The following is a 21,400-nucleotide window of genomic DNA, read 5'->3' on the forward strand; positions in this document are numbered from 1 at the left end:
AGGCCCCTGCTCACGCTGTCGCAAACATCGCGTCGAATTCTGCTCTTATCGCTGCCTCGTCCGTAGCATCGGCCGTCGGGAAACCTTCCTCGACCAGTCGTGCCCGCTCGCGCGCAAGACCTGTCAGCGGCGGAACATTTGCCACGACCTCACGCATCTCGTCCATATAGCCGTTGCAGTGCAGCACGATATCACAGCCGCCTGCAATGATATTCGCCGCTCGTTCGCCGATTGTGCCGGCAAGCGCGTTCATCGAGGTATCGTCCGACAACAGCAGTCCCTTGAAGCCGATCTCGGTGCGGATCACCTCATCGATCACCTTGCGGGAGGTGGTGGCCGGATTATCCGGGTCGATGGCCGTGAAGACGACATGGCAGGTCATCGCCATCAATTCGTCCTTCATGGCAACGAAGGGCGGGAAGTCGTGGGCTTCCAGCTCCTCGCGCGACACCGTTACGACGGGCAGCTCCAGATGCGAATCCGCAAAACCGCGCCCATGCCCCGGCATGTGCTTCATGACCGGCAGCAGGCCGCCGGCTTTCAGCCCCGCGGCTGCGGCCCGCCCCATTTCCGTGACGGTGACGGGATCGCCGCCATAAGCCCTGTTGCCGATAACGTTGCTGCTGCCTTCGACCGGTACGTCCAATACCGGCAGGCAATCGACATTGACGCCAAACCTCTGGAGATCGAAGGCATGCAGGCGCGACATCAGCCAGGCGGCGCGCAGCCCAAGCGCCCGGTCGCGGCGATAGAGATCGCCAAGCGCCTGTCCCGGCGGATAATGCTGCAGGATCGGCGGGCGGATGCGCTGGACGCGGCCGCCTTCCTGATCGATCAGCACGGGCGCGTGCCAACCGACGCATTGGCGCAGCTCGGCAACGAGATCGCTGATCTGCTGGGCTTCGGAAATATTTCGTCCGAAAAGGATGAAGCCCCAAGGGCGTTCAGCCTTGTAGAAGGCCTTCTCTTCATCGGTCAGCTTAAGGCCGCTGCAGCCGAGGATCATTGCTTTTGATTCGGTCATACTCGAATCATAAGGGCCACCCCGCGAATTGCGAGCAAGCTCAAGCGCGATCCCACAAAAAAGAACGGCGGGACAAGCCCGCCGCTCCGATAAGACTAGCCAGAAAGCTCAGCGCGAGATGAGGCAGCTTCCACCGGCAGAGCGATACTGCTCGCAAAGGGCGGCAGCTTCATCCTTCGAGCCGGCCGGGATGCGGACGCGGTAGAAAGTGCCCTTACCGGCAATATCGGCCTTACGGATTTCGTAAGCACGGCCACCGAGCACGCCAGCGAACTTCTTCGACAGGCTGGCGTAGGACTTCTTTGCTTCATCCTCTGACGGCAGCGATGCGATCTGGATGCCGTAGCCACCGCTTGCGGCGGTCGGAGCCTGCTGTGACGGCGGGGCAGCGGCTGCTGCCGGCGCGGAAGCGACCTGTGTCGGTTTCTGCTGAGCCGTCGGGCGGACATTGCCGTTTTCGGTTACCGTGCCGACGACATTGACCGGCTGTTCGGCCGGGCGAGCCGTTGGGACGGGCGCTGTATCGGTCGGCGCAGCCGACGCTGTATCGGTGATCGGTGTCGTCTTGACTGCGCGAACCGGCGGATCAACCTGATTTGCGTTGGCAGCGTTCACCTCAGCCACCTTAGCCGTCTGAGCCGGCTGGGCTGCAGGCGTCGTTCCGACAGGCGGAAGAGCGGTGGACGCGACCTGATTGCCGTTGCTTGCCGGGAAGCTTGCAGCAGACGGCGTCGCTGCCGGCTGGGCTGCGGGCGTTGCCGATGCCACCTCATTGGCCGGTGCGGATTGCTCGACAGGTGCCGGCTCCTCGCGGGCAACGAGCGTGCCGTCCGGCTTGACGATCATCGTGCGGACCTTGCGCGGCGAGACGGACGGTGTCGCATCGTCATCGGCAGCGGACGCGTCCGCGGTCGCGTTGTGGTCGGGCAGCAAGCGCGGATCCTGCGTCTCGCCGACGGCAGTCGGCAGCACGGAATCGCCATTGCCTTCATCGTCATCAGGCGAGACTTCAGGCGTCAGCGTGCGTTGAACGACATCGACCGGCTGTTCGTCGGAGGAGACCAGAGCCTTCTGCTTCGGCTCTTCGGCGGCACCTGCGACACGATCATAGACGGCCTTGTCCTGGTTCGGCACGGTCTTGCCGCCCGGATTTTCGGGAGCGACCTTCACCGGATCCTTGTCGGCAGTAATGACGCGCGGCTCGCCGGAGCCGGCGATGCTGAGGCCGGCACCGTTGGACACCCAGCTGTAGACGCCGTAAGCGCCACCGGCAAAAACGACCAGCATGGCGGCTGCAGCCAGCAGGCGGCGCATGGAGCGAGCGCGGTTGAAATCGGCAGTCTGGCTTGCGGATTCGATATGGACTTCGGAAACGTTCTCGCGGCGCTCGACCGGCTCGCGCACACTGCGGCGGAAGTCCTCTTCCAGCGCGCGTTCGAAATCATCAAGACCGTCGGCGAAGGCGGTGCTTGCCGGTTTGACCGCAGCGGCAGCCGATGCAGCAGCGGCCGGAGGCGCCCAGGCAGGGGCGACCGGCGCTTTTTCCTGCCGCTTGGCAGGCTCGAAGAAGCTTGCGATCTCGGCATCGAGATCGAAATCGAAATCCGCGGTCTTTGTGACCGGCTCCGTATGCTCGACAGGCGGCAGGGTCGGAACATGCATATCCTCGACCGTCTCGGGACGTTCTTCCGGATCGGAGATCATCGAGGGATCGAAGGGCAGATCATCGGTGGATTCGTTTGCCGGCGCCGGCTTGGCGTAGCTCACCGGAGCAGGCTGCGGCTCCGGCACGAAAACCGGTGCGGATTGCGGCTGCGGACGCGGCGCAGGCTGCGCTGCGACCAAGGGTGCTGCACGCACGGGCTCGGGCTTCGGCTGCGGAGCCGGCTGCTCAGAGAAATCGAGATCGGCGAGCTCCAGCTCGATGCCGGCGAGATCCAGTTCGAAATCGTGGCCGGCGAAGGGATCTTCGGCCTCCAGTTCCGGCTGACGCGCGACGACCGGCGCTGGCGCGATAGGCTGCGACACCGGCTCTATCGGCTCCCGAACGACCGCTTCGGGTTGACGAAGAACGGGCGTCGCACGGCTCATCGGCACAGGCGCAATCACCGTCGGCTGAGCCGGTGCACGAGCAACGGGCGCTTCGAAGACAGGCGCTTCGAAGATAGGGGCCTCAAAGACGGGCGCATCAAAGACGGGGGCCCGGAAAACAGGCGCGGCAGGAGCCGAGACCGGCTGCGGCACCGGTGGCGTGGCAACAGTCTCAGGCGTCGCGGCAACAGGTTCGGACACGACGGAGGCACCAGCACGCTGCGGCACGGGATAACGGGAAACATCCGCCAGAAGATCGTCGAGATCAAAGGCATCCGTATCAAAGGCTGACTCCGGCGGCGCCTCCGTCAAGGCTGCATCGGCATGGACGTCACCTTCGGCGGTCGCAGCAATCAGATCGAAACCGGCATTGTCGGGCTCGGTCGGCTCTTCGAAGGCAGCAACATCTTCGAACGTCGCGACAGGCTCTTCAGGGAGGGCGACTTCTTCGTGGCGATCAATCTCGGCCGGAAAACCGAAGGAGGCCGCAACCGGCTCGAAATCTGCCGCTTCAACCGCGGCGACCGCCAGAGGCTCTTCAATTACCTCAGGCGCAACCACTTCGGGTTCGACCGTCAATTCCGGTTCGGCAACAAACTCGGGCTCGTCGACCAAGGCTTCAACCGGAGCCTGAGCCGGCTCAATAACAGTTGTATCGACAACTGGTGTCTCGACGACCGGCTCTTCACGACGCGGCGCGTGAAAATTGGCGAGTGGCAGACGAATGCTGGCAGCCGACCACTGCGGCGCCTTCGCCGGCGACTGAACGGCCGGAGCGACAGGAAGAGCGCCGCCGATCGAAAGCTCAAGCTCTTCGATCAGATCGCGGGCGCCACCATAGGCCGTCAAGGTAACCGGAGGTTCTGCGGAAACAGCGACAGGCTTTGACGGAGCGGGAGCCCAGTCGGTGGCGACAGGCGCTTCCCATTCGGCTGCGACCGGCTCAGGCGCGGCTACTTCGGGAGCTATGGCAGTTTCCGTAGAAAATTCGGGCTTGACGACAGGCGTCTCGAAATCGGACATAACCGACGGCGCGAGCTCCTCGCCTATGGAGGGCACGTCCTCGTGGACTGGCTCGGCATAGTCGTAGGTTTCGACTTCCTGAGCGATTGGCTCGGCCGGATGATCGAGATCAGCCAGGGGACGCGGCGCATCGTAACGCTCGAACTCACGGAGAAGCTCGTCCTCGAGATTGAGGACCGGCTCCTGCCGCTGAGGCTCATCTACAGTATTGGCCGCAATTCGAGGTTCAAAGCCGACGATACGAGCAAGTTCAGCCAACGGATCATCGTCGGCAAACATATCGTCTTTACCGCGCGTGTCATACGCAAGTCGTTTATCAGCCATGCCCATCCCACTCAAAAAACGCAAACACTTCAATGCCAGCGCATTGTGGGGAAATGGTGACGTTATCGCATTTCGTCCGGTGCGGCAGTACCTGTAATGGCAAGTCCCGACTTCAAAACCGACGCGACAGCGTACACCAGCCCAAGTCTGGCAATACTTGATTCTCGGTTCTTATCGTTAACAAATCGTAATTCAGTCTGATCTTTACCTTTGTTCCAGTGGGCATGGAAGGCGCTGGCAAGATCATAAAGGTAAAATGCGATGCGATGCGGCTCCTGAGATTGGGCTGCACTTTCGACGATACGCGGGAATTCTGCAGCCTTGGCAATCAGCTGCAATTCGGCAGAATCCGTAATGCTTGCAACGGATTGCGCCAAAAGCTCCGGTGTCGGGGCGAGATCCGGGAAGGCTTCCTTCGCCTGCCGGAAGACGGACATGCAGCGGGCATGCGCATACTGCACGTAGAAGACCGGATTATCTTTGGATTGTTCCGTTACTTTGGCGAAATCGAAGTCCAACGGCTCCGAGTTCTTGCGGTAAAGCATCATGAAACGGACCGAATCACGCCCGACTTCTTCGACGACATCGCGCAATGTGACAAAATCGCCCGAGCGCTTCGACATCTTCACCGGCTCACCGTCACGGTAGAGCTTGACGAGCTGGCAGAGCAGCACCGTCAGCTTCGCCTTACCGTCGGAAACGCCGCGCGCAACCGCCTCGAGACGCTTGACGTAGCCACCATGGTCGGCGCCGAGCACATAGATCATCTCGTCGAAGCCGCGGTCAAACTTGTTCTTGAAGTAGGCAAGGTCGGCAGCGAAATAGGTATAGGAACCGTCCGACTTGATCAGCGCACGGTCGATATCGTCACCGACTTCAGTCGAGCGGAAGAGCGTTTGTTCGCGGTCTTCCCAATCCTCAGGAAGCTGGCCCTTCGGTGGCGGCAGCGTGCCCTTGTAGACATAGCCCTTGAAGGTCAGGTCGTTGATCGCCGTGCGAATGGCAGCCGCGCCGTTGGCATGCAGCGTGCGCTCGGAGAAGAAGATATCGTGGTGGACGTTGAGAGCGGCCAGATCCTCGCGGATCATCACCATCATCATCTCGATGGCGCGATTCTTGACGATCGGCATCCACTGCTCTTCCGGCATGTTGTGCAGGCGCACGCCATATTCGGCAGCGAGCGATTCTCCGACCGGGACCAGATAGTCGCCGGGATAGAAACCTGACGGAATCTCGCCGATCTTCTCGCCGAGCGCCTCGCGGTAACGCAGGAAGACGGAACGAGCGAGCACATCGATCTGCGAGCCGGCATCGTTGATGTAATATTCCTTGACGACATCGTAGCCGGCAAAGGCAAGCAGGTTTGCCAGCGCGTCACCGACGACGGCGCCGCGGCAATGACCGACATGCATGGGGCCCGTCGGGTTGGCCGAGACATATTCGACGTTGACCTTCTTGCCCTGCCCCAGGCCCGAGCGGCCGTAGCCGGTGCCTGACTGGATCATCGAGGCAAGCAGGCGCTGCCAGTAGCCGACGGAGAGCCTGATATTGATGAAGCCCGGGCCGGCAACCGAAACCTCGGCGACGTCGGTGTCTTCCTGCAGCTTGGCAATGATGATTTCGGCAAGCGCGCGCGGATTGGTGCCAAGCGGCTTGGCAAGCACCATGGCGGCGTTGGTCGCCACATCGCCGTGGCTCGCATCACGCGGCGGCTCGACTGCAATGCGACCGAAATCGAGCTCGGATCGCTTTTCCTTGACCAGATCGAGCTGTTCAAGGGCGTTTTTAATCCTGGCTTCAAAATCGGTAAAAAGGTTCATCGCATTCTTCCATGCACAGGCCGTGCCAACGGGTTTGCCGGCGGCTGCCGGGCGCCCGCTGCCTATCGCAAATCCGGAGTGTGGTCAAACAATCGCCTGTGGGCACTGATGGCATAAGTATCCGTCATGCCGGCCAGATAATCGCCGACATGCCGCGCTTTCGGCGCATCGGAAAGGCCGGCGATATGGTCGACCCAATAATGGCTTTGCATCTCCTTGGGATTGGCCATGTAGGCGCCGAAGAGATCCTTGACGATCTGGGCGGCACCAGCGCGGATGCGCATAATATCTGCATTCCGGTAGATGCGCTTGAAGAGCATCGCCTTGATCTGCCTGTCGGTCTCGGCCATCTCATCCGAAAAGGTCGCAATCACATGATCCGCCTTACGGATATCATCGGCACTCTGCGGTTTCAGCTCTGCCAGGCGCTTCTGCGCCACACCGATGACATCCTCAACCATGCGCGTGATCTGGCGGCGCATGATTTCATGCGTGAAGCGGCTCGGCTCCAGATGCGGGTAGCGCTCCCTTACCTCGGCCATTAGCCCGGCAAGGAACGGAATTTCCTCCAGCATCTCGAAATTCAGGTAGCCCGAGCGCAGACCGTCATCGATGTCGTGGGTATTGTAGGCGATATCATCAGCAATCGCTGCTGCCTGGGCTTCCAGGCTCGCATAGCTCGCAAGTTCCAGATCGTGCAGCTCGCAATAATCAAGAATCGGCTGCGGCACCGGTCCACGCGTGCCGACGCCATCGGCCGTCAGCAGCGGACCATTGTGCTTGACGAGGCCTTCGAGGCTTTCCCAGGTCAGATTGATGCCGTCGAATTCGGCATAACGCCGCTCGAGTTTGGTGACGATGCGCAAGGATTGGGCATTGTGATCGAATCCGCCATAGGGCAGCAGTTCTTCATGCAGCGCATCCTCGCCGGTATGGCCGAAGGGCGTATGGCCGAAATCGTGGACGAGCGCCACGCCCTCGGCCAAGTCCTCGTCAGCCTTCAGGGCGCGGGCAAGCGCGCGGGCAATCTGTGCTACCTCTATCGTGTGTGTCAGGCGCGTGCGGTAATGGTCGCCGTCCTGGGCGATGAAAACCTGCGTCTTATGCTTCAGCCGGCGAAAGGCGGTCGTATGGATGATGCGATCGCGGTCTCGCTGGAAATCGGAACGCGTCGGGCTGCCGCTCTCGTGATAGAGACGCCCGCGCGAGTTCCATGGATCTGCCGCATAAGCCGCCCGTTCGCCATAACCGAAACCCAATGCATGCCTGTCGAAGCTCATTCTTCACCGTCACTAACGCGTTGTAGCCTTGCCCATTGACGCGGCTATCCGCTCTTCATACCTATAGCTTACAGAAACGGCAAAGAGGCGCTTCATTGTCCGCTTCGCCAGATCCTGTCCTTTACCGAAGGAACATGATAAGTTTCTTTGATATCATGCGTTTGAATATCAAACGCCGAAAAAGAATTCTCTCCGGATCTTGACCCCGGCAGGAGGAAGAATGACTGAAGTGAATGTAACCCTTTCCGATGCCGCGGCAAAGCGTATTGCCGCTATCGTCGGCAGCGATCCCGGCAAGAGCGCGCTGCGCGTCTCCGTCGAAGGTGGTGGCTGTTCCGGCTTTTCCTACAAGTTCGATCTTGTGGATGGCGCAGCTGACGACGATATCGTCGTCGAGAAGAATGATGCCAAGGTGCTGATCGACAGTCTCTCGCTAGTCTACATGGCAGGCTCCGAGATTGATTTCGTCGACAACCTGCTCGGCCAGTCCTTCCAGATCAAGAATCCGAATGCGGTGGCAAGCTGCGGCTGCGGCACCAGCTTCGCGATCTGATCCAAGAACGACTTTGAACGACTTTCCATTGATAACCGGCCGAAGATTTTCTTCCGGCCGGTTTCTTGTCTTGTCCGCTGACGCGGGAGCGAGATAAAAGAGCGTTCAGCACAGAGAGCAGGATGAAGCCATGAAGATCGCGACTTGGAACATCAATGGCGTCAAGGCGCGTATCGACAACCTCACGCAATGGCTGAAGGATTCCAGTCCTGATATCGTCTGCCTGCAGGAAATCAAGACGGTCGACGAAGGCTTCCCGCGGCTGGAAATCGAGGCGCTCGGTTACCATGTCGAAACGCATGGACAGAAGGGCTTCAACGGCGTTGCCATTCTTTCCAAGAGCTCACCATCCGAAGTCAATCGCGGCCTGCCGGGCGATCCGCTCGATGAGCAGGCGCGTTTTCTCGAAGCCGTCTTCTCCTTGCCCGGCAACAAGGTGGCGCGCGTCTGCTGCCTCTACCTGCCGAACGGCAACCCGCCGGAAACGGAAAAATACCCCTACAAGCTCGCCTGGATGGAACGGCTGCGCAAGTTCGCGGCCGAGCGCCTTGAATACGAGGAAATTTTCATTCTGGCCGGCGACTACAATGTCATTCCCGAGCCGCATGACTGCTTCGACCCGAAGGTCTGGGAAAGCGATGCACTCTTCCTGCCGCAGACGCGCCAAGCCTTCCGCCGGCTGGAAAATCTCGGTCTCGCCGATGCGGTGCGTTCGGCAACCGATGCGACGGCGCTCTATTCCTTCTGGGATTATCAGGCCGGCGCCTGGCCGAAGAACAACGGCATCCGCATCGACCATTTGATGCTGTCGCCGGAAGCCGCCGACCGCATGACGTCAGCGGCCATCGAAAAGCATGTGCGTGCCTGGGAAAAGCCGTCGGACCACGTGCCCGTCGTCGCTTACTTCGATTTCGCTGCCTGAGATTTAAAGCACTTCCGTTTTACGCAATTCCGGACGCAAAACCGCTAAGCACTTTTGCTGTAATTGCTCGAAAACTCAATCGTCCGAGCCGCTCGCAATCGTGTGCGACAGGGATACGGCCGTGCGCCGATCCGCTTCGCTGGCGATCGAGAAGGCATCTTCCTGAAGCGATTGCATCCAGCTGCAATCCTTCGGCTTACAGCGATCGAGAGCCGCCGTCATCAGCGCGAGACCGCGAGCAGACTGGCCTTCATCGAAGAGGATGTTGCCGAAGACCGCCATGGCGCCGGGATGGCCGCTCTTGCGGGCCTGATTGAGCCATTTCTTGGCCTGATTGACATTGGCGCTACCGCCCTCGCCAGCCAGCATCATCTGCGCTAGCTGGAACTGCGCCTCGGGAACGCCGAAGGTGGAGGCAACCTGGAAATAGAGCTGGCGGGCCTGATTGAGATCGATCTTCACCGGGCTGCCGGAAATGCCGTGCTTGTAGTAGTTGGCAAGCGACAGCAGCGCGTTGATGAAGAAGCCGGTATCCTCCGAGCCAGGCTCCACGCCCTGCTGTGCAATCTCGCTGTAGATCTTGAAGGCCTCGAAATCGTCCTGCGCGACACCGTCGCCGTCAGCATACATATTGGCGAGCGCCCAGCGCGAACCGGTGTGGCCCTTTTCGGCGGCGTATTTATAGGCCTCGACCGCCTCTTCCTTCTGACCGTTCTTGTAAGCTTTGAAACCGAATTTGAAGAGATCGAAGGGCCCCGATTCCTTCGTCACGCCCGTCTTGATGTCGAATGCCAGGACCGGACAGGCCAGGGCCAGCGAAACGGCCATCGACATGCTGAGCAGCATGAATTTGAACAATCTGAACTCGGACGTTACCATCTTTACCGGTTTCTTTCGTTCATCACAGACGCCTGGCGGCGGCTTTTTTTCGCCGTTCTGCCCGCGTGGATGCATTCCTTCCAGGCGAGCGATCCCGCGGCGGGCTCCAAGGCCCCTTTACCCGCGTCGCTTCCAGCCCCATACCCCTCTTTCAAAACCAGCACATCCTTGTGAACCATCCGGCTTCCGGCACGGCCCGCATGTGATGCCTGCGGTACTCCTTTCGCGACCCAGGTCCCCACCCGTCCGCCTTTATCGTCTTCGTAAACAGCAAATGTGACCAAACCGGTATCGCACTCTTCCGTGGGGAACGAAGCTTCATGCCGGGAGACTGAAAATGATTGAAACGAGTAAATCTGCAACACTACCGAAGGGGCGGATTTCCGGCCGGAAATGCCTTTGGCGAAAAGCAAAACGGCTGCTGCCGCTGGCTTCTCGCCCGCGCCATCGCGATACCTGGCGTTACCGGAAAAAACTCGACCCATGCTACTGCTTACGCACACCCTACGCTTGTCATCTCCTCGCCCGCTAATAGCGCTGCGCCCTCTTTGTGGCGGGAAATGGACAAATTCGCCCCGCCGACACCATACGCGAACCGTCGTAAAAAAGTGTTGCTGAATCGTCACAAAACGAGGCGAGAAGATGGAATGATTAAGAGCGGCAAACAAAGAAGAGCCCGGCACTGCCGGGCTCCTCAATTCTTCAAATCAGGGAATTAAAACTTGACCTTTAGGCTGGTCGATAGCGCAGCAACCAGATCGTTGCCAAAGGAATAGGAGACATCATCTCCAAACGTGACGCCATTCTGTGTCACGACGCCAGACGAACCACTCGTCAGCACGCCGACGGCACCGGCGACGCGCCATTCGATGTGCTCGGTCGGCGTGAAGGCTGCACCGACACCGAGTGTCCAGCTATCGGTCTGAGCGCCATAGCCCTGGCTGGTGCCACGATCCCAGGTCAGGCTGACGGCGCCTGCCCATTGGTCATTGAACTTGTGGCCGACGCCACCGGTGATGGTCCAGCCGTCGCGATAGAGAAGGTCGAGCGAAGTCAGTTCTGTCTTACCGCCAGATGTGCAGGCGATCACGCCCTTTGTCGATGTCGGGCAGAAGGGCACGGACTGAAGGACACTCCAGTTCGTCCATTTGACCGAACCGAAAGCGAGCCAATCCGGAGCGATACCGCTCTGCAGCTTCAATTCCAACGAATCCGGCGCTTCGGCGGAACCGAAAACGGGCGTGACGCGTCCGTAAGGCGCAGCATTCAGCGGCGCAAAAGGTGCGGTAACCTGGGTCAGATCTACCGTGCCCGTCAGGTTGTCGTACTTGACGCGGCTGTTATAGACGAGGCTCGCGCGCATCGCATATTCCGGGATCTCGTATGCGAGACCGGCGCGCCAGCCCCAGCCATTGTCTTCGAGATCGAGGCGACCGATGCCATTACCCGTACCGACCAGAAGCGGAACCGTCGAAACCAGACGCTCCTTGAAGCCCTCGACTTCCTGATAGAAGGCGCCGCCGATGAAGCGAAGCTGTCCCGGACCGACATCGAAGCGATAGGAGCAGGTGCCGCCATAATTACGGGTTTTGATCTCCGTCTCGATATTGTTGTTGGCGCCAGCCCAGTTCAAGCCGGGATCGGTGTGCCCGCCGAAGGGCTCGGAATAGTCGACAAGGCAGTCGATCGCATCGCCGAAACCGGCCTTGAAGCCAATATAGGGAACGGCGTAATTCGCGGTATCGTCGGCGGTGCTCGAACGGCTGTTCAGATTGCCCCCCCCTGGAGATACAGAGGTATCCGTGTCGCGAGCATTCTTCAGCTTGCGCTGGGGCGTGACATAAATAACGCCCGATTGAAACGAGAAGGGCGAGGTATCGAACAACTGATCGATATTATAGCCGCCGCGCTCCAGACCACCCGCAAAGGACGGTGAAGCGAGCGCCGAAAGGATAACGAGCGATGTTACGCCCCTGAAAAACATACGCGCTGCCATTGTGTCTCCCCCACTCAAGCAATTGATGTAATCACACTGTGCTAGTGAACTTAACAAATCGCAACGAGGCGCCCCGCTGCGACGCGAAGTTGCGTTATGACTAATTTACGTAACTAATTGACGGGCACGTCAAAAAATCGGATGGATAAAATTCTATTCTTCCATCTCTGGATTTTTAAGGGCCTGTTAGATTCTTTTTCCATCAAGAGTGGAAGCTGTATCAAACTGACAACAGTGTTAGTTTTCGCGCACAGCATGCCCAAAATGGGTGATATCCACAGTGGTTGCGGCCCTAACGGGCCAAATTTAAGAGAATCATCATACTTTTGAACGCAAAAGGCGCGCTCCAAGGGAACGCGCCTTCAGGAATAATATACTCGTTCCCCGCGATTATCCTGCTTCGCTAACTCGCGCTAGAGCAGTCCTCAGGCTTTCGATCTGGCTCGTCAGTTCGGCGTGACGCTCGCGTTCCGCCTCCACCACTTCCGGGTTGGCATTGGCGACAAACTTCTCATTCGAGAGCTTGCCATCGATGCGGGCGATCTCGCCCTCGGCCTTTGCAATCGCCTTTTCGAGACGGTTCTTTTCCGCCGCGAGATCGATCAGATTGCCAAGCGGCAAGCAGGCGGTCGCTTCTGCGACGATGATCTGAGCAGCACCCTTCGGTGCGGATTCCGCCAGTGAGATACCCTCGACACGCGCCAGGCGCTTGATGGCCGCGTCGTGACGGAACAGCCGTTCACGCGTCAGGCTGTTGGCGCCAACGACGACGAGCGGCGCGGTGGCCGACGGCGGCACGTTCATTTCCGAGCGGACCGAGCGGATGCCGGAAACGAGGTCGATCAGCCAGTTGATCTCATCGGCCGCAGCATTGTCGGCATAAGACGGCGACGGCCATTCGGCGTGGCAGAGCAAGCCGTCACGTTCCTGGCCCTCACCCGCCGTGTGCGCCCACAGCTCTTCGGTCATGAAGGGCATGAAGGGGTGCAGCAGCTTGTAGATCTCTTCCAGAACATAAGCGCTGCACGCTTGAGCTTCGGCCTTCGCACCCTCGTCTTCACCTCCGAAGACCGGCTTCAGAAGTTCGAGATACCAATCGCAGAACTGGTTCCAGACGAAACGATAGAGCGCACCGGCGGCATCGTTGAAGCGGTAGGCTTCAAGCGCTTCCGTAACGTCACGTTCCGTGCGGGCAAGCTCCGTCAGGATCCAGCGGTTGATGGTGAGCTCGGCTGCTTCCGGCACAAAATGCGGATCGCTCTTGACGCCGTTCATTTCGGCAAAGCGCGTGGCGTTCCAGAGCTTGGTGCCGAAATTGCGGTAGCCGGCGATGCGAGCCGGGTCGAGCTTCACGTCGCGGCCTTGGGCTGCCATGATCGCCAGGGTAAAGCGCAGGGCATCGGCACCATATTCGTCGATCAGTTCGAGCGGGTCGATGACGTTGCCCTTGGACTTCGACATCTTTTGCCCGTTCTTGTCGCGCACCAGAGCGTGAATATAGACGGTATGGAACGGCTCGACCGGGTTATCGTCCTCGTCCTTCATGAAATGCAGGCCCATCTGCATCATGCGAACAACCCAGAACGGGATGATATCGAAACCGGTGACAAGAACGCTGGTCGGGTAATATCGCTCCAGTTCGGGCGTCTTGTCCGGCCAGCCAAGTGTCGAGAACGGCCAGAGGGCCGAAGAGAACCAGGTGTCGAGCACGTCTTCGTCACGTACCAGAATCTCGCCCGGCTTGAAGTTCTCAAGCAGGTCCTCGACATAGGCCTTCATCGGTCCTTCATGCGACAGGTAGTGCTGGATGGCGGCCTGCAGCGCCTCCTCTTCGGTCTTCTCGACGAAAACCTGACCATCCGGGCCATACCAGGCCGGAATCTGGTGCCCCCACCAGAGCTGACGTGAGATGCACCATGGCTGGATATTGTCCATCCATTGGAAATAAGTATTTTCCCAGTTCTTCGGGACGAACTTTGTCCGGCCCTCGCGAACAGAGGCAATGGCAGGCTTGGCAAGGGTCTTGTTGTCAACCCACCATTGCTCGGTCAGACGCGGCTCGATCGGCACGCCACCACGATCGCCATGCGGAACCATATGCTTATGCGGCTCGATCTTGTCGAGCAGGCCGGCTTCCTCGAAAATCTCGACAATGATCTTTCGTGCAGCGAAACGATCCTGGCCTTCCAGCCGGTCCCAGGCGCCATGCAAGGCGGCCGGATGATCGAGACCTTCCAGGAAATCCTCATTGTCCTTGATGGTAATCGTGGCGTCGACATTCATGATGTTGATGACACGCAGCCCGGTGCGCCTGCCGACGTCGAAGTCGTTGAAGTCATGCGCCGGCGTAACCTTGACCGCGCCGCTGCCGGCGGTTGGATCGGCGTAGCTGTCAGCAACGATCGGAATGCGTCGGCCAACGATCGGCAGGATGACATGCTTGCCGACGATCGACTTGTAGCGCTCGTCCTTGGGATTAACTGCAACGCCGGTATCGCCAAGCATCGTCTCCGGCCGCGTGGTCGCAACCACGAGGTAGTCGCGCGTTTCGAATTCGGTGGGCTTGCCCTCCTCATCAAAAGCGATTGGATACTGGTAGGTGACGCCGTCTTCCAGGGGATAGCGCAGATGCCAGAGATTGCCTTTGAGCTCGATCTGCTCGACTTCCATGTCGGAAATCGCTGTCAGCAACTTCGGATCCCAGTTGACGAGGCGCTTATCCTTGTAAATCAGCCCTTCCTTGTAGAGCGTGACGAAGACTTCGAGAACTGCCTGCGACAGGCCCTCGTCCATGGTGAAGCGCTCACGCGACCAGTCACAGGAAGCGCCGAGACGCTTCAGCTGGTTGAAGATCAGGCCGCCCGATTCACCCTTCCACTCCCAAACCTTTTCGATGAAGGCATCGCGGCCCATCTCGCGGCGGCCGGGAAGCTGTTGTTCCATCAGCTTGCGCTCGACAACCATCTGCGTGGCGATGCCGGCATGGTCCATGCCCGGCTGCCAGAGCACATCCTTGCCGCGCATGCGCTCGAACCGCACCATGACGTCCTGCAGCGTGTTGTTCAGCGCATGACCCATGTGCAGCGAACCGGTCACGTTCGGCGGCGGGATGACGATGGTGAAGCTGTCGGCGCCCGGCTTGGCATTGGCGCCGGCGCGGAAGGCATCGGCCTCATCCCATTTCGCAGCGATTTTCGGTTCGACGGCGGCGGAATCGTAGGTCTTTTCGAGCATTTTCTGACCAATTCGAGGTTCGAGGATGGGCGTTTTGTAAATAGGATGGTTACGGCCAAGTCAATAAAAAAGCCGCCCCGGAGACCGGAGCGGCTCTTGTCTGGAAAAAGCGTTTCCGATCAGCGGCGCGGGCCGCGCGCCACACGTTCGATCTCTTCGCGCACGAGGCGTTCGACGAGCGTCGGCAGATTGTCGTCTAGCCATTCGCGCAGCATCGGCCGCAGCATGTCTTCGGCAATCTCATCCAGCGAGCGGCGCTCGGCTGCGCCATCGATGGCAGCGGCGAGCTCTTCGAAGGAACGGGCAACCTGCAGGCCAGTGTTCTGGGACAGAAGTGACGGCTGAACGTCTTCCGCTACACGCAAAGGTGTAACTTCGGCAGGCTGGAAGGCCACCGGCTCGACGCGCTGTTCGACGACGGGAAGCATGGGTGCCTCCTCGACGAGCGCGGGCTGCGGAACCTCGGGCAGGCGCTGCTCGGCAAAGACCGGCGCAGGCTCGGGCGCATGATGGGGGACGGGGGCAACGCGGGGAGCCGGAGCCGGCTCGACCGGGCGGGGGGTGGGCGCTGCGTGCGGCGCGTCATAAGCTGACTGCGGCTCGAATTGCGGCTGCGGTTCGCGGAACACCTGGGGCATATCACGCGGCATGTCACGGAGAGCCTGGCCGGCCTGAACGGCGTTACGCTCTGAAGCAGCACGGACGCGGGCTGCGACGTCGGCAAGTGACATGGCGCGGGCCGGCATTTCCGGCTCAGGCGCAATACCGGCAGAATTTGCAGCGACGAAACGCGGATCGGGACGCAGCGCAGACGGCTCCGGGAACTCGACGCCGGCATAGGTATCGTCAACCGTCAGATGGATTTCGGAGTCGTTGTCCTCTTCCGCACCGTAAACGGGAGGAAGCGAGGCGGAAATCGCCTTTCCGGCGCCTGGCTCATTGCTTTCGATGATCTGGCGAATGGAGGCCAGGATCTCTTCCATGGACGGTTCACGCACTACACCTGGCTGAGCCATATCTATCCCCGTTATCCCTTAACAACGACCGGATGGCGTGGAGCATGCACCCGAATCACCATGACCTTAGAATACCCCAAAGGGGAAAAAAATCAGCGCGAATCAAACAAATGCAGCCATGCACAGTTTTGTTACCCAAGTGTAAGCGAAGTCTGTGAAGGCTTTTAAGACAGCCGAAACGAAAACGGGCGCCCATGGCGCCCGCTCAAAAAAATCGGCGGTAGAAACGCCTTAGAATACGAATTCACGAGCCTTGGCGAAACCGGGCAGCGGCTTGACCGAAGCATTGAAGAAGACGTTTTCGGAAACAGCCCCGCGCTCGCTGACGAAGACTTTCGCGCGGGCAGCATTGCCATAACCCTGCACGACAACGAGACGGCCGCCATCCTGCAGCTGGCCGAGAAGTGCCGCGGGAACCTCTTCAACCGAACCGTTGATGAAGATCAGATCATAGGGAGCGCCGGCGGCATTACCCTTCTCAAGCGGGCCAGTCGCCACCTGCACATTTGCATAGCCGGCGAGATTTGCCTTGGCTTCAGCCGCAAGGGTCTCGTCCGATTCGAGCGCCACGACGGAGCCCGCGATCAGCGACAGCAGCGCGGAGGCGTACCCCGTGCCAGCGCCGACTTCGAGAACGGCATCATCCTTGGTGACGGCGGCGAGCTGCAGCAGCTTGGCGAGCGGCGACGCCTCCATGATGAAACGGCCCGGATTGCCGGCGGTTGCCGGAGCAATCTCGATATCATTGTCGATATAAGCCAGCACCTTCGCCTTCTCCGGCACGAATGCTTCGCGCGGGACGGTGAGGAAGGCCGTCAGCACCGAATGCGAGGTAACGTCCGTGGTGCGGACCTGGTTGTCGACCATCTTTACGCGTGCTGCTTCGAAATCCATCATATCCTCTCGCCGATGAAAGCGGTTCTGTCTTCCGTCTCTTAATCTCCGGCACGAATGCTTTCAAGGCTTGCCGGAGACCCGTTTGAAGAATCCCGGAAACCCCTTCCCACATGCAACAGCTGAAAAACGATAGCTGCAACTTCTGCGTGGAGTAAATTGCGATTTCATGATACTGTTCTAACCGGAGGAAATGAGGAGGAGCAGGCCATGTCTGCCATTCTGGAATATTTTACGCTGTTCGACTTTTTCATCGGCGCAGCACTCGTCGGCATATTCTGCTGCGGGCTCCTGGACCGCGAGATGAACTGAACAGATTGCACTCTCTCAGTAAAAGTTTCCTGGCCGCCTGCTCGGCGCGCCGGAAAAATGGATTTCGGCGTCCAGTCGGATCAAGCCGGCACAGTCGATCGCGCCATTAACTCTATATCAACCATATTGTTGCGCCAATCGCGGCTTTCGCTAGTTTGGCCGCATGCAAACATTCGCCATTCAATCGCCAGATATCGAAGCGCTTCACTACAATCCGGAAGCGCGGCTGCTGCTTGTGAAGTTCAAAAGCGGCGCCATCTGCAATTTCACACGTATCTCAGCGCAGGCGCTGCAGCGACTGCTCGGCCCCGATGTGCAGATAGAGAACCCAACGGCAGAGGACGATGCCAGCTATCTGGCGGGCCTGCGTAGCGGCGGATTGCGGGCGCTTTATTCACTCACCGGCATCAAACCAGCCCAATTCGATTTCGCCCAAGTTCCCGGCATCTGGTGATGCGAGACTGCCGAATCGATGCCGCGCCTCATTTCTGAAGCGGATCGGATTTCTATGTCGGTGGAATTTTTTGGAGGCCTCGCCCGGAATTGAACCGGGGTACAAGGATTTGCAGTCCTCTGCGTCACCACTCCGCCACGAGGCCTCACCTCTGACCGATATGTCAAAATATCGTGTGGTGGCGCGGATTTAGAATCATCCTAACAGAAGTGCAAGAGGCTTCATTCTGAATTCGGTCCTTTTTTCATTCTGAATAACTGTTTCCAGAACGTTCTTCCGCGTCGGTGGCGACAATGGGAGTCATCTACGGGCTGTAGCCATTTCGCTGGCTGTTTGACGAACGGTTTTTTGGCGTCGTTCGCGCTGGACCATGCGAAGCGCATCGAAAAATGCGCGCGCCTCAAACTTCGTATGAAAGTGTTGTTTGAAATACCGTTCAGCAGCGTCGATCAGTTCACCGAGATCGACATCGGCATTGTCGGGCATCCGCTGCCGGATGAAGTGAATGAGTAACCGGTCCACACGCCACCTCAAACGCCCGCTGAGTCCGCAGGTCGCTAAGGCAAACGAAGTTGCCAAGTTTTCGTTCCCAGATGCCTATCTCTGCACTCGATACACTTCGGCATTGTCCTGTGCTTCGCGTAAACCCTTATAGGAAGCGTGGCGCAGTTTCCTGTCATGCGTCCATGCCCGGTATTCGATTTCCGCTATCAAGGTCGGTTGGAGCCATGTCAGATCCTTGCGGCGGCCATCGTAAGCGACGGGAGGCTTCTTCACCGTCAGCTTTTCCATGATGCCGCGAAGCTTCCAGGCCTCACTGTCTTTGATCCCGGTTCCGACCGACCCGACATAGATTAGGTCGCTGCCCCTGTAGGCTGCGAGCAGCAATGAGCCGACCTGCCCTCGCGCTACGCTCGATCGCTCCCAGCCCACGATAAAGAAGCTGTCGCTCTGGATGCACTTGATCTTCAGCCAGTCACCAAGTCGGCCGGAGCGATAGGCGCTATTGCGATCCTTCGCGATGATCCCCTCAAGCCCGTGCTCGCACGCCAGCCGCAGGAGCTGCTCGGCATCGGCCTCCACCTCCTCAGATAGCCGGATGGCGCTTTCCCGACCTGGTGCGATCAGGCCTTCGAGCAGGTGCCGGCGGGTCGAGAGCTCTGTGTTCATCAGATCGTGGCCGTCGAAATACAGAAGATCGAAAGCCATCAAAACGGATGCGCCGGAGTTCAGTTTCCCGCCGCGGCCGCCCAGCGACTGCTGTAGCTGGCCGAAATCCGAGCGCCCGTGCTCATCGAGAACCACGGCTTCGCCATCGAGGATTGCTGTCGCCGCGCCGAGCTGCGCTGCCTCCGCCGCGATCGCCGGGAAGCGGTGCGTCCAGTCATGGCCGCCGCGCGTCAGGATCCGAACGCCCTTCGGCTCGATATGCACTGCGATCCGGTAGCCGTCCCACTTCACTTCGAAGGCCCACTGTGGCCCTTTCGGCGGTTTCGACTTCAGGAGGGCAAGGCACGGATCGACGCGCGCTGGCATTGGATCGAGGGGCAGATTTGGCTGCGAAGGATCTCGCGGCTTGCGCGCTCGGGAGCGGAGCGGCTTGTCAACCTGAAGGAGCGGCTTCGACTTGGGAGGCTTGGTCATGAGACCACTCCATCAGCAAATGCTTAAAATGCCGTCTATTGACACGGCAGGCAAGCAGGACAAGTTACCGGCTATGAGCAAGATCCCGCCGCCGATGCTTCCCCCAAATGATCCCGATCGCTTCCTCCGTTGCCAGGAGGCATTACATGGAGGCTTTGAAGAGCTCGTTGAACGAGCGATGCTAGCGGGCTGGCGGCCAGAGGAGGTCCTGATCTCACTTATCGAACTTTCGGATCATCGTGTGCTGATGATGGAAGCCAATGCCGAGGTCGAGGCAGCCCTAAAGATCATGAAGCGGAAGGGTCTATTCTAGGAATCAGACGCCGCTTGACTCTCGAGATAATGAGAACATAATAAGAACACCTTGCAAGGTAAGTGGGCTGCGCGGCAACCTCCTTGTTTCGACACCAACGAGCGCTGCGCGGCCCTCAATCGTTTTCGCAACATCATCCCAAAGAAACATATGAGACGTTTTGACGAGATCCGCCTGCCCAACAAGCAGGTCGTACGCTGGCGCTTTGTCGATCGAGAAAACCGCTGGGAGATTGCGGCCTACCGCATTCCGTCAGGCAGCGAGCTTCTGATGTCCGTAACTGGCGAGCCTATCCAGCGATGGTCCGCCGGCGGCCCGAGCACAGATGAATTCAGCGAAGCTCTTGGGATGGTCGTGATGAGCGCTTCGCTCAGGGTCCAGAGCGATCGGCTCAATGGCCGCCGGAACCTTCATTGAAGGTCCCTACCAACCCCTCTACAAATGGCGCCGGACGCAGATCGACGAGAGCGATCCTCCGAGCGATGACGACTGGATGGGGTGGGATGGAGATGTGCCGCTCGGTCGGATCACAAAACAGTTGCACGGCCTGATGAGGGACCGTTGGATGTGGTCTGCTCATGGCCCTCTGACGAGGAGACGTCTCTTGCCGCATCAGGGCTACGAAGCCAATGGCCGAGAGGCTATGCGGATGGTGGAAGACTATTACCACCGGCTAATGAGATATAACGGAAAGCGGGGAAGTCGTGATGAGCAATGAAGGGCACAGCAGCGCGCCAGGCGCTAATGTGATTGTAGAGCACTATTGCGACCACGAAGGGCCCGACGGATCGAGGTGCCCGAAATGGGGATGCTACGGCTTCGAGGAGAGTCAGGCGATCACCCTCTGGTATTGCCGGGAGCACCAGCCATCGAATTATCGCGGCTGGCCGGCGCACGGATCTGGCCAGCAATGATAACAGCTATCTTGATGTGCGGCAGTCTGACGGCCGTCGATGGCGACACCGTACGCTGCGATGGGCAGCTCATGCGGTTATTGGGAGGAGGAGTGCCGTTCCAGTCGGGCATTGACACCCCGGAGATCGGATCGCACGCGAAATGCATCAAGGAACGGAAGCTGGCGCTGATCGCCAAGGGAAGGCTGAAAGAGCTTTTGGACGAGCGCGGCCTACGGATCGAAATCAAAGGCTACGACCACACGCCGAAGCATAGGCCGCTCATCAACATCTATCGAACGAATGGGGAAGAGATCGGCACCAAGCTTCTCGAGGAGGGATTTGCCAGGACATGGACTCCGCACCATAAAAACGATTGGTGCACTGGCTAGCGTCCACTATCACGCTCGGCAGCCTTCATCTCGAACAGAATGAGCTTCAGGCCTGCTGTTTCAACTGAGAGGATATTATCGAGTGGAGGCGCGTTCGTTTCGAACTCTATAACTGGCTTGTCCATGTGGCGGCTAAGCTCTGCATAGAGAAGTTCATGCGATTGCTTGGCAAGAAGGACCATGCTCACCGCCTCACACATCGCCCGGCGTCCACGTTGACTGTCCACGGGCGTCCGATGGGCGGAAGACCATTTCTGAACGACTGCTGTAATCTGATCGATTTCTTCGTCCTGCAACGAAAGCAGATGGAGTAGAGACATCGCCGGCACCTAATGT

The 21,400-nt window shown here is 59.1% G+C and carries 19 protein-coding genes and 1 tRNA gene; 7 read left to right on the forward strand and 13 right to left on the reverse strand.

Features of this window, described 5'->3' with window-relative positions; translation table 11 throughout:
• Positions 1-10: 10 nt before the first annotated feature.
• The 4 genes from nagZ to AC1DTN_RS33930 all read right to left on the reverse strand — a co-directional run bounded on the left by nagZ (position 11) and on the right by AC1DTN_RS33930 (position 7,562).
• Entirely contained in the window at positions 11-1,024 is a 1,014-nt protein-coding gene (gene nagZ / locus AC1DTN_RS33915; protein ID WP_439014828.1) for a beta-N-acetylhexosaminidase, read from the reverse strand.
• A gap of 108 nt (positions 1,025-1,132) precedes the next feature.
• Positions 1,133-4,462 (reverse strand): SPOR domain-containing protein, encoded by a 3,330-nt coding sequence (locus AC1DTN_RS33920; protein ID WP_439014827.1) that lies wholly within the window; start codon positions 4,460-4,462, stop codon positions 1,133-1,135.
• 62 nt (positions 4,463-4,524) lie between these two features.
• Entirely contained in the window at positions 4,525-6,282 is a 1,758-nt protein-coding gene (gene argS / locus AC1DTN_RS33925; RefSeq protein WP_439014826.1) for an arginine--tRNA ligase, read from the reverse strand.
• 62 nt (positions 6,283-6,344) lie between these two features.
• Positions 6,345-7,562 carry a deoxyguanosinetriphosphate triphosphohydrolase gene (locus AC1DTN_RS33930; protein ID WP_113325717.1) on the reverse strand — a complete coding sequence of 406 codons (1,218 nt, stop codon included), beginning with the start codon at positions 7,560-7,562 and terminating at the stop codon, positions 6,345-6,347.
• 220 nt (positions 7,563-7,782) lie between these two features.
• Here AC1DTN_RS33930 and erpA point away from each other — a divergent pair, with 220 nt between their 5' ends.
• Entirely contained in the window at positions 7,783-8,115 is a 333-nt protein-coding gene (gene erpA / locus AC1DTN_RS33935; protein WP_007815592.1) for an iron-sulfur cluster insertion protein ErpA, read from the forward strand.
• A gap of 130 nt (positions 8,116-8,245) precedes the next feature.
• Positions 8,246-9,037 (forward strand): exodeoxyribonuclease III, encoded by a 792-nt coding sequence (xth, locus tag AC1DTN_RS33940; RefSeq protein ID WP_113325716.1) that lies wholly within the window; start codon positions 8,246-8,248, stop codon positions 9,035-9,037.
• Positions 9,038-9,112: 75 nt separating this feature from the next.
• Here xth and exoR read toward each other — a convergent pair whose 3' ends face one another.
• The 6 genes from exoR to AC1DTN_RS33970 all read right to left on the reverse strand — a co-directional run bounded on the left by exoR (position 9,113) and on the right by AC1DTN_RS33970 (position 17,059).
• Positions 9,113-9,916, reverse strand: coding sequence for an exopolysaccharide production regulator ExoR (gene exoR / locus AC1DTN_RS33945; protein WP_113325715.1), 804 nt, complete (start codon positions 9,914-9,916; stop codon positions 9,113-9,115).
• Positions 9,917-9,918: 2 nt separating this feature from the next.
• The gene (locus AC1DTN_RS33950; protein WP_439014825.1) at positions 9,919-10,599 is read right to left on the reverse strand and encodes a hypothetical protein; all 681 of its coding nucleotides are present in this window, start codon (positions 10,597-10,599) and stop codon (positions 9,919-9,921) included.
• A gap of 32 nt (positions 10,600-10,631) precedes the next feature.
• Positions 10,632-11,912, reverse strand: coding sequence for an OmpP1/FadL family transporter (locus AC1DTN_RS33955; RefSeq protein ID WP_113325714.1), 1,281 nt, complete (start codon positions 11,910-11,912; stop codon positions 10,632-10,634).
• 390 nt (positions 11,913-12,302) lie between these two features.
• Positions 12,303-15,146 (reverse strand): valine--tRNA ligase, encoded by a 2,844-nt coding sequence (locus tag AC1DTN_RS33960; RefSeq protein WP_439014824.1) that lies wholly within the window; start codon positions 15,144-15,146, stop codon positions 12,303-12,305.
• 119 nt (positions 15,147-15,265) lie between these two features.
• Positions 15,266-16,162, reverse strand: coding sequence for a PopZ family protein (locus tag AC1DTN_RS33965; protein WP_477924484.1), 897 nt, complete (start codon positions 16,160-16,162; stop codon positions 15,266-15,268).
• Between the two features lie 231 nt (positions 16,163-16,393).
• A complete protein-coding gene (locus AC1DTN_RS33970; RefSeq protein ID WP_439014822.1) occupies positions 16,394-17,059 on the reverse strand; it encodes a protein-L-isoaspartate O-methyltransferase family protein in 666 nt (221 codons plus the stop codon).
• Positions 17,060-17,531: 472 nt separating this feature from the next.
• On the opposite strand from AC1DTN_RS33970, the gene AC1DTN_RS33975 reads away from it, so the two are divergent.
• Positions 17,532-17,822: a hypothetical protein gene (locus tag AC1DTN_RS33975; protein ID WP_037106434.1), complete on the forward strand. Its 291-nt coding sequence runs from the start codon at positions 17,532-17,534 to the stop codon at positions 17,820-17,822.
• 71 nt (positions 17,823-17,893) lie between these two features.
• Here AC1DTN_RS33975 and AC1DTN_RS33980 read toward each other — a convergent pair.
• Positions 17,894-17,967 (reverse strand) — tRNA-Cys (locus tag AC1DTN_RS33980).
• 203 nt (positions 17,968-18,170) lie between these two features.
• Here AC1DTN_RS33980 and AC1DTN_RS33985 point away from each other — a divergent pair.
• Positions 18,171-18,335, forward strand: a complete 165-nt coding sequence (locus tag AC1DTN_RS33985) for a hypothetical protein (protein ID WP_477924485.1) — start codon at positions 18,171-18,173, stop codon at positions 18,333-18,335.
• Between the two features lie 84 nt (positions 18,336-18,419).
• Here AC1DTN_RS33985 and ligD read toward each other — a convergent pair whose 3' ends face one another.
• Entirely contained in the window at positions 18,420-19,466 is a 1,047-nt protein-coding gene (gene ligD, locus AC1DTN_RS33990; RefSeq protein WP_477924486.1) for a non-homologous end-joining DNA ligase, read from the reverse strand.
• On the opposite strand from ligD, the gene AC1DTN_RS33995 reads away from it, so the two are divergent.
• The 3 genes from AC1DTN_RS33995 to AC1DTN_RS34005 all read left to right on the forward strand — a co-directional run bounded on the left by AC1DTN_RS33995 (position 19,465) and on the right by AC1DTN_RS34005 (position 21,064).
• Complete coding sequence (locus AC1DTN_RS33995) at positions 19,465-19,779, forward strand: hypothetical protein (protein WP_477924488.1); 315 nt, start codon at positions 19,465-19,467, stop codon at positions 19,777-19,779. The two genes, ligD and AC1DTN_RS33995, sit on opposite strands and share 2 nt — an antisense overlap.
• A 150-nt stretch (positions 19,780-19,929) precedes the next feature.
• Complete coding sequence (locus AC1DTN_RS34000; RefSeq protein ID WP_477924489.1) at positions 19,930-20,196, forward strand: hypothetical protein; 267 nt, start codon at positions 19,930-19,932, stop codon at positions 20,194-20,196.
• A 493-nt stretch (positions 20,197-20,689) separates the two neighbouring features.
• Positions 20,690-21,064: a thermonuclease family protein gene (locus AC1DTN_RS34005; RefSeq protein ID WP_477924490.1), complete on the forward strand. Its 375-nt coding sequence runs from the start codon at positions 20,690-20,692 to the stop codon at positions 21,062-21,064.
• Here AC1DTN_RS34005 and AC1DTN_RS34010 read toward each other — a convergent pair.
• On the reverse strand, positions 21,061-21,384 hold the full coding sequence (locus AC1DTN_RS34010) for a hypothetical protein (protein WP_477924491.1): 324 nt from the start codon (positions 21,382-21,384) through the stop codon (positions 21,061-21,063). The two genes, AC1DTN_RS34005 and AC1DTN_RS34010, sit on opposite strands and share 4 nt — an antisense overlap.
• Positions 21,385-21,400: the final 16 nt, after the last annotated feature.

Source organism: Rhizobium sp. 01T444 (assembly GCF_056398305.1).

Coding starts and splice junctions, on each gene's coding strand:
- nagZ (WP_439014828.1), bottom strand. CDS start 1,024: ATGACCGAATCAAAAGCAATGATCCTCGGCTGCAGCGGCCTTAAGCTG.
- AC1DTN_RS33920 (WP_439014827.1), bottom strand. CDS start 4,462: ATGGCTGATAAACGACTTGCGTATGACACGCGCGGTAAAGACGATATG.
- argS (WP_439014826.1), bottom strand. CDS start 6,282: ATGAACCTTTTTACCGATTTTGAAGCCAGGATTAAAAACGCCCTTGAA.
- AC1DTN_RS33930 (WP_113325717.1), bottom strand. CDS start 7,562: ATGAGCTTCGACAGGCATGCATTGGGTTTCGGTTATGGCGAACGGGCG.
- erpA (WP_007815592.1), top strand. CDS start 7,783: ATGACTGAAGTGAATGTAACCCTTTCCGATGCCGCGGCAAAGCGTATT.
- xth (WP_113325716.1), top strand. CDS start 8,246: ATGAAGATCGCGACTTGGAACATCAATGGCGTCAAGGCGCGTATCGAC.
- exoR (WP_113325715.1), bottom strand. CDS start 9,916: ATGGTAACGTCCGAGTTCAGATTGTTCAAATTCATGCTGCTCAGCATG.
- AC1DTN_RS33955 (WP_113325714.1), bottom strand. CDS start 11,912: ATGGCAGCGCGTATGTTTTTCAGGGGCGTAACATCGCTCGTTATCCTT.
- AC1DTN_RS33960 (WP_439014824.1), bottom strand. CDS start 15,146: ATGCTCGAAAAGACCTACGATTCCGCCGCCGTCGAACCGAAAATCGCT.
- AC1DTN_RS33965 (WP_477924484.1), bottom strand. CDS start 16,162: ATGGCTCAGCCAGGTGTAGTGCGTGAACCGTCCATGGAAGAGATCCTG.
- AC1DTN_RS33970 (WP_439014822.1), bottom strand. CDS start 17,059: ATGATGGATTTCGAAGCAGCACGCGTAAAGATGGTCGACAACCAGGTC.
- AC1DTN_RS33975 (WP_037106434.1), top strand. CDS start 17,532: ATGCAAACATTCGCCATTCAATCGCCAGATATCGAAGCGCTTCACTAC.
- AC1DTN_RS33995 (WP_477924488.1), top strand. CDS start 19,465: ATGAGACCACTCCATCAGCAAATGCTTAAAATGCCGTCTATTGACACG.
- ligD (WP_477924486.1), bottom strand. CDS start 19,466: ATGACCAAGCCTCCCAAGTCGAAGCCGCTCCTTCAGGTTGACAAGCCG.
- AC1DTN_RS34000 (WP_477924489.1), top strand. CDS start 19,930: ATGAGACGTTTTGACGAGATCCGCCTGCCCAACAAGCAGGTCGTACGC.
- AC1DTN_RS34005 (WP_477924490.1), top strand. CDS start 20,690: ATGATAACAGCTATCTTGATGTGCGGCAGTCTGACGGCCGTCGATGGC.
- AC1DTN_RS34010 (WP_477924491.1), bottom strand. CDS start 21,384: ATGTCTCTACTCCATCTGCTTTCGTTGCAGGACGAAGAAATCGATCAG.